The sequence below is a fragment of the Staphylococcus saprophyticus subsp. saprophyticus ATCC 15305 = NCTC 7292 genome, assembly GCF_000010125.1.
GTDB classification, from domain to species: domain Bacteria; phylum Bacillota; class Bacilli; order Staphylococcales; family Staphylococcaceae; genus Staphylococcus; species Staphylococcus saprophyticus.
Map to the genome: position 1 here is coordinate 1,696,994 of NC_007350.1, position 13,261 is coordinate 1,710,254.

A 13,261-nucleotide genomic window follows, 5' to 3' on the forward strand; every position below is an offset into this window, starting at 1 on the left:
GAGTTTATTATAAATTCATTTACTGGCTGTTTTATTTACAATACTTCGTATTGTTGTCTCGCTTTCTTAGAGGACGGCTTCAGCCTGTAGTCTTCAGCTTATCCCGTTCCTTCAAGTGTCTCGCCAAAACGCTCTGTATTTATATGTATTTTTATATTGAAATACTTTAAAAAATAAGCTAATTCTTTATCATTTAATAAATACCACTAAACTAAATTAACGAGGTGCCTTAAGTACAAGGATTATAATATAACTTAACTTACTCTATCAATGTTTTATTGCAGATACTACATCACTGCTCTTAATTGTAAGTAACTTAGTTAATATTGTTTCTGCAGATTACTTTGATATTGGGTTTGTTGAGTATTTTAGTCGAATGATTATTCCTAATATATTCTGTCTGATTGCTAGTATCCTCGTTTTATGGTTATATTTCAGAAAATCTATACCTATAAGGTTCGATACAGAAAATCTTTCAGACCCTAAAAATGTAATCAAAGATCCTAAATTATTTAAGGTTTCATGGATTGTATTAGCAATACTACTTGTAGGTTATCTTGTTAGTTAGTTTATTCAAATACCTGTGTCAATCATTGCTGGTATTATTGCTCTTATCTTTGTAATATTAGCTCGTAAATCTAAAGCAGTTCATACAAAACAAGTCATTAAAGGAGCACCATGGAATATTGTTGTATTCTCTATTGGTATGTATCTTGTTGTGTTTGGACTAAAAAATGTAGGTATTACAACGATTCTTGGGGATATCCTAACAAATATTTCAAGTTATGGGTTGTTCAGCAGTATCATGGGTATGGGCTTTATAGCTGCTTTCTTATCTTCAATCATGAACAACATGCCAACTGTTTTAATAGAGGCAATAGCGATTGGTCAATCCAGTGCTACAGGTATATTATAAGAAGGTATGATTTATGCGAATGTCATAGGTTCTGATTTAGGACCTAAAATAACACCGATTGGTTCTTTAGCAACATTATTGTGGCTACATGTCTTAACACAAAAAGGTGTGAAGATTTCGTGGGGGACATACTTTAAAACTGGAATTATCATTACTATTCCAGTCCTATTTGTAACACTCTTAGGTTTATACCTTACACTAATCATATTTTAAGAAAAGAGGCTTTAATTATGGATAAGAAAACAATTTATTTTATATGTACAGGAAACTCTTGTCGTAGCCAAATGGCTGAAGGTTGGGGAAAGGAAATATTGGGTGAAGATTGGAATGTCTATTCTGCTGGTATTGAAACGCATGGTGTTAATCCTAGAGCAATAGAAGCTATGAAAGAAGTAGATATTGATATATCAAACCATACGTCAGACTTGATTGATAATGATATTTTAAAACAATCAGATTTGGTCGTAACGTTATGTAGTGATGCAGACGATAATTGTCCTATTTTACCACCAAACGTTAAAAAAGAACATTGGGGTTTTGAGGATCCAGCAGGTAAAGAATGGTCAGAATTTCAACGTGTTAGAGACGAGATTAAATTAGCTATAGAAAAGTTTAAATTGAGATAATAATAAACACTTCTTATTAACTAAATAAGGGGTGTTTTGCCATTTAAAGAACAAAATTTGTGCCATATAACTCCAAAACTGACATAAAATTAAGAGGTTTTTCTTGAAAATTTAAGTCTATAAACTTGTACTATAATCAATGTATCGAAAATATCAAAAATCGTGAGTTTTCAGACGATGAGAGACGTGCTTATTTGCATCGTGTCATTTTAATTGCTCTATGGTAATTATATTACCTGATAAATTAGACATTTTTAATATTAAAAAATCCTTCCTTTATACAAAGGAAGGATTACATAAAATAATTATTAATATAGAAGACAGGGCCTATTTATTAAAATCTATAACAATTTTACCAAACGCGCCTTTCATTTGATGTTCATATGCTTCTTTTGCTTGATCAAATGAATAAACCGTATCAATTACAGGATCTATATTTATTTGATCTAAAGCTTTATTGAAATCTTCAAATGCTCTATGGTGTCCTAGATTGACACCTTGGATTCTTGCTTGTTTAGCAAGTAATGCGAATAAATTAACATTTGCTTCCATATTTTCAAGAAATCCAATAACATATATATGCCCTTGAAAAGCTAAAGCATCTATAGATTTAGCAATACTTGACCCACCAACCACTTCTACAATATGTTCTACACCTTTACCATTTGTTAATTTTTGCACTTCTTTTTCCCAATCAGGGTGTGTTTTGTAGTTGATTACTTTAGAAGCGCCAAGTTCTTTGGCTTTTTCTAATTTTTCGTCACTGCTACTTGTTGCAATAACTTCTGCTCCTAATGCTGATGCTATTTGAATTGCAAATATAGAAACGCCACCTGTGCCTTGAACAAGAACTTTATCACCTGCTTTAATATTTCCATACTCAACTAATGAGAACCAATTCACAAATGCTGCTACTGGCAAAGTTGACGATTGATTATCTGTAAGTGTTTCAGGAGAGAATACAGCTGCATTTTCATTCAATACCATGTATTCTGAAAGTCCACCATCTACTGTAGCACCTAAGGCATGTGATTGTTCATCGCTTTTAGGTTTTCCATCTAGCCACTTGGTAAACATATGTGAAGTAACACGATCACCTTTTTTAAATTTGGTAACTTTTGAGCCGATTTCTACAACTATTCCTGAAGCATCTGAAACAGGAATAAACGGAAATTTTAATAATTCAGGCGTATATATACCTTCGACAATTGCAGTATCTCGATAATTAAGTGAGACAGAGTTAACTTTAATTAAAATTTGATCTTCTGCAATTTCGGGTTTCTCTAGTTCAACTTGTTTAAGGTTATCTAAACCAAAATTTTCTAATTGCCATGCTTTCACTATTAAAACTCCTTTTTATTAGTATTATGGAAAAATTTACAAAACACTCAAATCGTCATATCGTTAAACGACGATATATAAGTATGAAAAAAGAACTAAATTATAGTTCTTTTTTCAATTACTTTACGTATATTTTTAATGACTTGTTCATTCCTCTTTTAAATAATACCCTGAAACCATAAGTTTTACGCACTATTTTTAAAATCGAAATCAATTTGCACAATTGATGAAAAATTTTAAAAGTTAGTAATCAATTAAACAAACGTATGTGGTTCATTATAAGTTTGTTCAATTGATTAATCGTTTGCGATTGATTATTCTTTAATGAGAATAGGAGTGATTAAATTGATTGATGATGAAATGAAATTGGCACACCAGCTATGCTTTTCTACTTATAATGTTAACAAATTATTCAGCAAATTTTATGAAAAGCAATTAAGTCAATTCGGTTTAACTTTTTCTCAATATCTAGTGCTATTAACGTTATGGGAAGAGAACCCTCAAACTTTATTATCCATTGGTAAAAAGTTGAATCTAGCAAGTAATACCCTAAGCCCATTACTAAAAAGACTTGAGAAAGCTGGCTGGGTTCAAAGAAATAGAGATGAAAGCGATAAACGTAACCTTATCATAACTTTAACGATAAAAGGTCTAAATGAGCAAGAAGCAGTACATGAAGCTATTGCTAAATGCATTTCGTCACAATTTGATGTAGATGAATATATGAAAGCCAAAAGTATTATGGATAATTTAGAAGAAACGTTGAAAACTATTACAAAGGATGATTCAAATGAAACAATATGATGTTGTATTTTTAGGTAGTGGACACGCAGCTTGGCATAGTGCGCTGACTTTAAACAAAGCGGGGAAATCGGTTGCTATTGTCGAAAAAGATCGTATAGCAGGTACTTGTACAAACTATGGGTGCAATGCCAAAATTTTATTGGAAAACCCTTATGAAGTACTAGAGCAAGCTTCACACTATCCCAACATAATTAATACTGAAGCATTATCAGTGAATTGGGAAAACCTTATGTCTTATAAACATAAAATCATTGACCCTATGGCAAATACTTTGAAAGGTTTATTTGAACAACAAGGTATTGATATTATTGAAGGGGCAGGAAAATTATTAGATGAGCATCACCTCGTAGTAGATGGCGAACAATATTACGGTGAAAACATAGTTATTGCAACAGGTCAACACAGCAATAAGTTAGATATTGAAGGGTCTGAATATACACACGATAGTAGAGACTTCTTATCCTTAGAGCAAATGCCAAATAGTATCACATTTATAGGTGTAGGTATTATTAGTATTGAATTTGCTAGCATAACCATTAAATCTGGTGTGGAAACTCATATGATTCATGTTGACGATGAACCGCTCAAAGGTTTTTATTCAGCACATATTGCTAAATTAATGGATAAATTGGCAACAGAAGGAGTTCAATTCCATATGAATGAAAATACTACTGTAATTAAAGAGCAAGGTGACAATTATACTGTATCAACAGAATCAGGATTAGAGATTACTACTAACTATGTGTTAGATGCTACTGGACGTAGACCAAATGTCAACGGTATTGGACTTGAAGAAGCTGGCGTTAACTTCACTACTCGAGGTATACAGGTAGATGAATATTTACGTACAAATATCCCTAATATTTATGCTAGTGGTGATGTGTTAGATAAAGTAATTCCTAAATTAACACCTACTGCAACATTTGAATCTAACTATATTGCTGCGCATATTTTGGGTATGAATAAAAATCCTATTACCTATCCTGCAATACCTTCAGTTTTATATACACTACCAAGATTGTCTAATATTGGAGTTTCTGTAGATGAAGCTAATACTAGTGAGGACTATAAAGTGATAGATATTCCTTTTGGTAAACAAATGGTGTTTGAATACAAAAATGAAACTGAAGCTGAAATGACAATTGTATTAAATAATGATAAACAATTAGTGGGAGCTGCTATATATGCTGATGATGCACCAGATTTAGTTAATTTATTAACTTTCATTGTAAACCAAAAACTAACGGCTCAAGATTTAAATAAAATGATCTTTGCTTTTCCTGGATCATCAAGTGGCGTTATAGATCAATTAAAATTAGCAATGTTATAAAAGGAGTGCTATAAAATAACTAGTAATATTTATGATATACAAGTTGTTAACAAAGATGATAGTAGGTATTACGTATTGTTTAAATGACTACAAAGGTAAAGTTATTATGTTAGTTAATACTGCCACAAAATGTGGCTTAAGTGGTCAATTTGAAGAATTAGAAGAAATATACCAAAAATATAAAGAGCAAGGGCTAATTATACTTGGATTTCCTTGTAATCAATTTGCTAAATAAGAACCTGGGACTGATGACCAAATAGCTGAAATATGGAAAGAAAATCAAATGGAATTTCACAAAATTTATTATTGCTAAAGATGGTAATGTAGTAAAAAAACTTGCTCCCAAAGACAGTCCTAAAAAAGTAGAAACTTTATTTCAGAATTTATTATAACTAAGCATTATTAATTGAAATGACACAATAATATAGCGTTTAATATCTAATTATGTTACTAGTAAACATATCCACAATCCTACTGAATAGAACGAAAAAAGCACAATACAAAGCTAAAGTTGATAAAAATGTACTGAAGCTATTACAATCAATAAAATAATAGAAATTTCATTATCTGATTCTATTGTTGATTTACTCCATTAATTTGTTTTAAAAGATTTTCATCCTGTGATGTAAATTAACTTTATTGATTATAATCACTCCTATTTTTAAATATATTGCATCCACATAACCTAAACAGATAAAACTACTTTGCATTCCTACCAATTATAGTGTTATAATGCAATCAACAAAGATTATCAGGCATGTATGCACCAAATCCCCTTACTATGGCCGTAGTAAGGGGATTTTTTGGTGTGACTAGTCGCCTATTCGTCATTACGCTTGCGTAGCCAATGCGCAAATAGCGCAACGAGACAACCACTTGCTGCTGTGGTCATGATGTTCACAAAGATTTCAGACATCGCGTATGCACCTCCTCTCTACGTCAAATTGACGCCTGAGAGATAGGCGACTCCATTATTATATCATTTGTAAATACATAAGCATATTCACTTCCGATAAGTTGAACTATGTTAATTAAAGCTCCAAACTATTAACACAAACTGCTAATACAAAAGGAATAAACACTCTAAGTAGATCAGAAAAAAACTTAATAAATCAATTTAAAATAATAAAGAGTACTTAAAAAGTGTGAAAATCATAATTTAATATTTAATTGCAAAAAGTGCTTCTTAAAATTTTAAGATCATTTTAGAATTAAAATAAAAACTACTGCTAGCAATTAATGCTAACAGTAGTAAGTGTTAAACAAAGAGTTAAGCTGAGGTGGATATTATATTAATACCTTTAATTTATTTAAGTAAACAAATTAAGATGATTAAGTAAAGGAAAAGCTTTAACCTGTTTTGACCAAGCCTTTTAACAGCGTTATATAAAACATAAGTTTTTTTATTTTATAGTATATCAAGACAAGAAGAAACTCGTTTTTAACTCGTTTCTAAAAAAAACAAAAGCTACCTAAAGTTTAGGTAGCTTTTTATTTATTATTACTGCTTATTCTTTTTATTAATCCAATCTGTCGATACATCCATCGCAGCACGCGTTGCATTTGTTTGGTCTAAAGAATTAACCATAACAAAATCATGGATTGTACCTTGGAAACGCATTTGAGTCACTTCAACCCCTGCTTCTCTTAATTTATTGGCATAAGCTTCACCTTCATCACGTAAAACATCTGCTTCTGCATTTAAAACTATTGCTGGTGGTAAATCTTTTAGCTCTTCAACCGATGCTTTAAGAGGTGATGCTGTAATTTCATTTCGCTCTTGTTCACTTGTTGTATATTGATTCCAAAACCATTCCATACCTTCTTTAGTTAAATAATAACCTTCAGCAAACTCATTATATGAATCTGTATCAAACTCAGCATTTGTCACTGGGTAATATAGGACTTGTTGATTAATCGGCAATCCATTACGTTGTTTTGTCATAATTGTCATTACCGCAGACATATTACCCCCAACTGAATCACCAGATACAGTTAAACGATTAAGATCAAGTTTCTTTTCTTCAGCTACATCTTTTAATTGCTGTAAAACACTATAATTTTGCTCAATAGCCGTTGGATATTTCGCTTCAGGAGATAATGTAAAATCCGGCATAACTACAACTGAATTTGTTCTTACAGCTAATTCTCTAACTAATTTATCATGTGTCTCTGGACTTCCGAAGACCCATCCAGCACCATGTATATAATATATAACAGGAAGTACATCTGTGTTTCCTTTAGGACTAATAAAACGTACAGGAATTTCTCCCCATTTACCCGTCGAATATTTTTCATCTTTAATATCAACATCTAGTTTTTCAACTGGAGAGGATTGGACTTCTTCTAACAATTTACGACCATCTTTAGGTTCTAATTCATATATTCTAGGATGAGGCGCATTAGCTTCACTAAACTCTTTCGCTTCTTTCTCTAAAACAACTTTATTCATAATCATTCTCCTTTGAACCTTATTTTTAAACCTAAATACACAAATTAAATAGCCCAAATCCGTATACTATAAACTTTCAAGTATTATAGTTGCTTTATTCCAATTGCTTTATTGACGGTGAGCCTCGGAACCCTTAACAATCCCAAAACTTGTCGAATGATCGGCTTAATAGCTCACGCTATGCCGACATTCATCTGCAAGTTTAGTTAAGGGTTCTTTTCAACCCACAATAAACTTTCTCGGCATAAATGCGTGCTCTATTTTTTGTTTTCTGAAGGTTTCCAAAATAAAACCACAGCCATAAAAAATAAGTAATAAATAATAAACCAAAAATCTAAATGACTTTGATTTATTTGCTGATATATAAAAAGTAGCATCAAAATAGACAGAAGTAATTGCACAGAAAAACGTAACCACATAAAAATATAACCTTCTTTTTTAAAAAACTTTATCACAAGAACTATTTGAATTTTAAATACCTTTACTTTGGATTTTAAGGGGGTATTTTAAAGATTTAGGGGTAAATCATATAGTTTTATGCCTAAAAACGAATATAAGCTCTTAAAATGCAAATATGAGCCAAATAAATATATTTTAATTACATCAACTAAAATTTGAGCAAAACCAGTGTTGATTTTTTTCGTCGTCATCAGTTAAAAAATCCAATGACTTAACCGAATATTTTGAGGTTTCTTTGATTGCTATAAAATTATTTGAATTACTGATTGAAGATATTATGTTGTTTCATGTTTTGACGTCTCATATAAAGCGCATGTGTTTCTTCGAATTCAGCTTTAATTGATTGCATTAAATATCCTTGCATTGTTTCAACAGATTCGTTTTTTTGTAGCAGCATCGCTTTAAAGCGTTTCAACACGCTTACAATTTCAAACTCCACATCTTCTAAACGATAATAGGTATCGTGTGTATTATTAAATGATTTCTTCCCTTTGAGTAATACACTTTTAATAATTCGAATTTCTCTAATTTCAAATTTACTTAAATAGCCTTGAAGTTGTTGCGGCAATTCTTCAAGGAGTTGGAACTTAAGCGCATCATTATTAAATTCAGTTTGTTGATGATTTGTATGACCCGAATGATTATGACTTATTGAATTGTTATATGTATCATTCATATCATACGTATCATTATTCTCAGTCTCTATATAATCAGTATTACTTAAGTCAGTATCATTAGACTGTGAATTTGGAAGTTCTTGACCACTTAAATTCATAGTTCTAGAACTTCCAAATTCATTGTTCTGGAACTGTGAATTTGGAAGTTCCTTGGTACGACTGCCTTCAACATCATAATTGGGTTTTAATAAATACAATCTATTGGGTTTATTAAGGCCAACACGTTCTTGAGTTAGTAAATTAAAACTTACTAACTCTTTTTTCAATTTTATGATTTTTTGTTCTGCATAACCTAAGTATTCGCACAAATGTTTATTACTGAAAATAAAGTAAATGTTATTATTTTTATCTACCCATTCATTTTGGATGGATAATTCAAAACGATCTTTTAATAACGCATACATAATTTTGGCTTCTGCTGACATTTTCTTAAAATATATATCTTCAAATAAATATTTAGGCAGTTGATAAAACCTTTCAGTTTTTACTTGTGATAGATTGTATTTCTCAAAATTGGGCATAATAAAAACCTCATTTCCACTTTTTTTGGATTGAGGTAATAAAACAATTTTTACGTAAGTTATATGTTTTGTACTTGCACTTAGATGATTAGATATATAGGTTCTGTTGCAAAGTAAAAAAATATAGCTAACCACTAATTTATCATGTCAGTGTTCGCTTAACTTGCTAGCATGATGCTAATTTCGTGGCATGGGGAAAATCCGTAGATCTGAAGAGACCTGCGGTTCTTTTTATATAGAGCGTAAATACATTCAATACCTTTTAAAGTATTCTTTGCTGTATTGATACTTTGATACCTCGTCTTTCTTACTTTAATATGACGGTGATCTTGCTCAATGAGGTTATTCAGATATTTCGATGTACAATGACAGTCGGGTTTAAGTTTAAAAGCTTTAATTACTTTAGCCATTGCTACCTTCGTTGAAGGTGCCTGATCTGTAATTACCTTTTGAGGTTTACCAAATTGTTTAATGAGACGTTTGATAAACGCATATGCTGAATGATTATCTCGTTGCTTACGCAACCAAATATCTAATGTATGTCCCTCTGCATCAATGGCACGATATAAATAGCTCCATTTTCCTTTTATTTTGATGTACGTCTCATCAATACGCCATTTGTAATAAGCTTTTGTATGCTTTTTCTTCCAAATTTGATATAAAATTGGGGCATATTCTTGAACCCAACGGTAGACCGTTGAATGATGAACGTTTACACCACGTTCCCTTAATATTTCAGATATATCACGATAACTCAATGCATATCTTAGATAGTAGCCAACGGCTACAGTGATAACATCCTTGTTAAATTGTTTATATCTGAAATAGTTCATACAGAAGACTCCTTTTTGTTAAAATTATACTATAAATTCAACTTTGCAACAGAACCTCATATAAGGCAGCTATCAAACATATTGGTAATCATTCATTTTCGCAGACAAGCCTTAAATCATTAACACGAAATATGTATCAACAATTTATAAATGAATTTTCTAAAACACACTCAAAAGAAACAATAAGAAAACTAAATGGATATATCAGATCTGCATTAGATGATGCTGTTTATGAAGGACTATTACCTAAGAATATTACTTACAATGTTACATTTAAAGGATCTAACCCCCCAAAAGATGAACAAAGCAAGTATATTAACCTAGTAGAATACGAAACACTTAAAAAATATTTCAAATCACAAAATAATCGTTCATCCCTCGCTCTATTTATAATGATTTGTACGGGCTGTCGAATAAGTGGTGTTTTAAATATGAAGTATGAATACATTAACCAAGTAAAAAATGAATTATTTATAGATGAACGTAAAAATGATGTGTCACCTCGTACTTTAACAATCGCTAAAGATGATATGAAACACATCATTGAAATGATTGAAAAACTCAAACTAAATACCAAAGGATTACTATTTAATTCTTTTGGGACTACACTTACTATTAACGCAGTTAACAAGCAACTAAAACAGGCATGTAAGTTACACGATATAAAAGAGATTACTTCACATGCGTTAAGACATACGCATTGCTCTTATCTCCTCGCAAATGATGTATCGATTTATTATATTTCAAAAAGGCTTGGCCATAAAAATATTTCTGTTACCACTGAAATCTATTCCCATTTATTGGAAGAAAAATATCTTGAAGAAAATAACAAAGCAATTGAAATTTTATCAGCAATGTAAAAATATGTTCTCGGTGCCATGCCAATGCCATAAAATTTTGTTTTCTATTGTATCGCATTGTAGATAAAATAAAAGAAACCCCGTCGTTACGGGGTTTCCTAGTTTGAATTGTGCGCTATTTAACGCTATTAGTGTCCTGGGAGGGATTCGAACCCCCGACCGATGGCTTAGAAGGCCATTGCTCTATCCAGCTGAGCTACCAGGACATATTGTTTTTGAACACAAAAATAATTATATCTAACTTAGTGCTATAAAGCAATACTCTAAGCGCTAAAAATAAATATGATTTTTCACTTTAATGGACTTTTTATCATCTTTTCTAAATATATTTTAAAATTCTAATTAAAAACTAAGTTATCTCATTTGCTTTTACTGATCAATGATTATCATAAAGCAGCACTATAAGAAATCAAATACGTGTATATTTGATTTCTTACTTCTGCATATTGAAAGCAAATTTTCGTATTAACATAACCATCGTATGTATTTAACGATTAGATTTCAAAAGTTTCACTATCAATGACCTTATGATCACGATTGTAAAAATTCAGTACTACTTCCTTACTTTGTTCATCAATAACTAATTCTGCATACGTTTCTTCAATATTACTTCTCGATTGTGATATACTTCCTGGATTAATTACATGTACGCCAGCGATATTTTCATGTTTAGCCACGTGTGTATGACCGTAAAAAGCAAATTGACAGCCTAACGATTTAGCCTGTTCTGCAAGTTGCATGCGTGAACGATTCACATTATAAAGATGACCATGCGTATAAAAGGCTTTAATACCGTCTATTTCTATAGTCTCTTCATTAGGAAATTCAGCATAAAAATCTGTATTTCCTTTAATTCTATAAAAACGACTTAGTTCACTATCATCATATGCAAATTCTGAATCGCCTAAATGAATTGCAACATCAATATGATCATGGTGATTAATAACATCAAAAAGCACACCTTGCTCTGTGTGATTATCACTAACTATAATCCATTTTGTCATGATTCATCACCTTCTAAATATTGTCGTAATTTTTCTATTGCTTTACCTCTATGACTGACTTCACTTTTTTCTTCTGCAGAAAGCTGTGCCATCGTTTTGTTTTTATCATCTAAGTAAAAAATCGGGTCATAGCCAAAGCCATGTTCACCTATTTTACTCAATGTAATCTCACCTTGTACGGTACCTTTAAATTGTACAGTTTCCTCGCCTGGCGTACTCATACTAATCACACATACAAACTGTGCGCTTCTGTCTGTTTCATCACCAAGCTGGGTTAATAATTTATCGATATTGGCATCGTCGTCTTTATCAGTACCAGCATAACGCGCAGAATAAACGCCTGGTTCTCCATCTAAAGCAAATACTTCAAGTCCACTATCGTCAGCAATCACACGTTTATTCAATGCTTTTGCAGCAGCTTCTGATTTCAATTTAGCATTTGCTTCAAATGTATCTCCCGTTTCTTCAACATCGAAATCTTCTATAATTTCAGCTATACCTATAACATTAAAATCTGGAAATATAACTTTAAAATCGTTAATTTTACCTTTGTTCGTCGATGCAATTACAATATCTTCCATTGTTATGCCTCCTGTTCTTTTAAGTCTATTTTTTCAACGGTAGCACTTATATTTAACCATTCTGTTATGATTCGTTCTATATATTCCGTTTCACCAGTCACGAAAAAACGATGTTTAGGTTGACGTTGATAACCAGCATGTTCATTACTAAATGTTAGTAAAGCACTGACTTCACGAGCAGTTTCTAGCCCAGAAGAAATCACTGTTTTCTCTCCACCAAAATAATCATTAATAGGTTGGTAAAGCAATGGATAGTGTGTGCAACCCAGAATAACTGTATCTGCATTGCTATTTCGCCAGTGTTTTAAATTTTGATGAATAATAATACTAGTAATGATTGGGTCTTTATAACGCATTTGTTCTACCATAGGTGCGAAACTTGGACATGCTATACCTGTCACTTCAACGTTCGGGTTAATTGCCTTAATATGATGTCTATATGCTTCTGATTTAATTGTGCCTTCTGTTCCTAAAATTAAAACATCATTATTTTTTGTTGTCATAATCGCTGTACGTGCGCCCGGTTCAATGACACCTATCACTGGAATCGGTAAAATATTTTGTAAATGGTTGAGTGCAACGGCTGTTGCAGTATTGCAAGCAATGACTAGCATTTTTATGTCAAAGGTCATTAACTTTTGTGCTAATTCAGTAGTAAATTGTCTTACTTCAGATCCTTCTCTAGATCCGTATGGACAACGTTCAATGTCGCCTAAATAATATATTGTTTCATTTGGTAGTTGACGCATAATTTCCTTTGCGACTGTTAGACCGCCAACACCTGAATCAATTACACCAATTGGTTTTTCCATATTCAATTACATCCTTACTTATCATCTTCTACTTTATTGTAGCAT

12 protein-coding genes, 1 tRNA gene and 3 pseudogenes are annotated in these 13,261 nt (G+C 31.7%); 6 read left to right on the plus strand and 10 right to left on the minus strand.

Translation table 11 applies throughout. The features are described 5' to 3' along the window. Positions 1 to 274: 274 nt before the first annotated feature. Positions 275 to 1,129 (plus strand): annotated as a pseudogene (gene arsB / locus SSP_RS13100) (arsenite/antimonite efflux transporter); the annotation flags it as partial. 17 nt (positions 1,130 to 1,146) lie between these two features. Then, complete coding sequence (gene arsC / locus SSP_RS08230; protein WP_011303368.1) at positions 1,147 to 1,542, plus strand: arsenate reductase (thioredoxin); 396 nt, start codon at positions 1,147 to 1,149, stop codon at positions 1,540 to 1,542. A gap of 327 nt (positions 1,543 to 1,869) precedes the next feature. Here the strand turns inward: arsC and SSP_RS08235 are convergent, their stop codons facing one another. After that, positions 1,870 to 2,883 carry a zinc-dependent alcohol dehydrogenase family protein gene (locus SSP_RS08235; protein ID WP_011303369.1) on the minus strand — a complete coding sequence of 338 codons (1,014 nt, stop codon included), beginning with the start codon at positions 2,881 to 2,883 and terminating at the stop codon, positions 1,870 to 1,872. Between the two features lie 345 nt (positions 2,884 to 3,228). Between SSP_RS08235 and SSP_RS08240 the strand changes: the two genes are divergently transcribed. The 3 genes and pseudogenes from SSP_RS08240 (at position 3,229) to SSP_RS12675 (ending at position 5,409) form a co-directional block, all read left to right on the plus strand. Then, positions 3,229 to 3,687, plus strand: a complete 459-nt coding sequence (locus tag SSP_RS08240; RefSeq protein ID WP_011303370.1) for a MarR family winged helix-turn-helix transcriptional regulator — start codon at positions 3,229 to 3,231, stop codon at positions 3,685 to 3,687. After that, positions 3,674 to 5,017: a dihydrolipoyl dehydrogenase family protein gene (locus tag SSP_RS08245; protein WP_011303371.1), complete on the plus strand. Its 1,344-nt coding sequence runs from the start codon at positions 3,674 to 3,676 to the stop codon at positions 5,015 to 5,017. Before SSP_RS08240 ends, SSP_RS08245 begins: the two co-directional genes overlap by 14 nt. A 31-nt stretch (positions 5,018 to 5,048) precedes the next feature. Beyond that, positions 5,049 to 5,409 (plus strand): annotated as a pseudogene (locus tag SSP_RS12675) (glutathione peroxidase). A gap of 428 nt (positions 5,410 to 5,837) precedes the next feature. Here the strand turns inward: SSP_RS12675 and SSP_RS13015 are convergent. The 5 genes and pseudogenes from SSP_RS13015 to SSP_RS08265 form a co-directional block, all read right to left on the minus strand. Next, entirely contained in the window at positions 5,838 to 5,933 is a 96-nt protein-coding gene (locus SSP_RS13015; protein WP_014287283.1) for a type I toxin-antitoxin system Fst family toxin, read from the minus strand. A gap of 585 nt (positions 5,934 to 6,518) precedes the next feature. Continuing rightward, on the minus strand, positions 6,519 to 7,472 hold the full coding sequence (locus SSP_RS08255) for an alpha/beta hydrolase (protein ID WP_041784908.1): 954 nt from the start codon (positions 7,470 to 7,472) through the stop codon (positions 6,519 to 6,521). Between the two features lie 627 nt (positions 7,473 to 8,099). Beyond that, positions 8,100 to 8,171 (minus strand): annotated as a pseudogene (locus SSP_RS13200) (replication protein); the annotation flags it as partial. Positions 8,172 to 8,187: 16 nt separating this feature from the next. After that, positions 8,188 to 9,126, minus strand: a complete 939-nt coding sequence (locus SSP_RS08260) for a replication initiator protein A (protein ID WP_011303375.1) — start codon at positions 9,124 to 9,126, stop codon at positions 8,188 to 8,190. Between the two features lie 158 nt (positions 9,127 to 9,284). Further along, a complete protein-coding gene (locus tag SSP_RS08265) occupies positions 9,285 to 9,959 on the minus strand; it encodes an IS6-like element IS257 family transposase (RefSeq protein ID WP_011303376.1) in 675 nt (224 codons plus the stop codon). Between the two features lie 131 nt (positions 9,960 to 10,090). Here SSP_RS08265 and SSP_RS08270 point away from each other — a divergent pair, with 131 nt between their 5' ends. After that, positions 10,091 to 10,819 (plus strand): tyrosine-type recombinase/integrase, encoded by a 729-nt coding sequence (locus SSP_RS08270; protein WP_011303377.1) that lies wholly within the window; start codon positions 10,091 to 10,093, stop codon positions 10,817 to 10,819. 132 nt (positions 10,820 to 10,951) lie between these two features. On the opposite strand, the gene SSP_RS08275 is transcribed toward SSP_RS08270, so the two are convergent. From SSP_RS08275 to racE, 4 genes are all read right to left on the minus strand, one after another. Next, positions 10,952 to 11,025: transfer RNA gene (locus tag SSP_RS08275), tRNA-Arg, on the minus strand. A 288-nt stretch (positions 11,026 to 11,313) separates the two neighbouring features. After that, a complete protein-coding gene (locus SSP_RS08280) occupies positions 11,314 to 11,823 on the minus strand; it encodes a YfcE family phosphodiesterase (protein ID WP_011303378.1) in 510 nt (169 codons plus the stop codon). Next, positions 11,820 to 12,404 carry an XTP/dITP diphosphatase gene (locus SSP_RS08285; RefSeq protein ID WP_011303379.1) on the minus strand — a complete coding sequence of 195 codons (585 nt, stop codon included), beginning with the start codon at positions 12,402 to 12,404 and terminating at the stop codon, positions 11,820 to 11,822. Before SSP_RS08285 ends, SSP_RS08280 begins: the two co-directional genes overlap by 4 nt. Before the next feature lie 2 nt (positions 12,405 to 12,406). After that, entirely contained in the window at positions 12,407 to 13,216 is an 810-nt protein-coding gene (gene racE / locus SSP_RS08290) for a glutamate racemase (RefSeq protein WP_011303380.1), read from the minus strand. Positions 13,217 to 13,261: the final 45 nt, after the last annotated feature.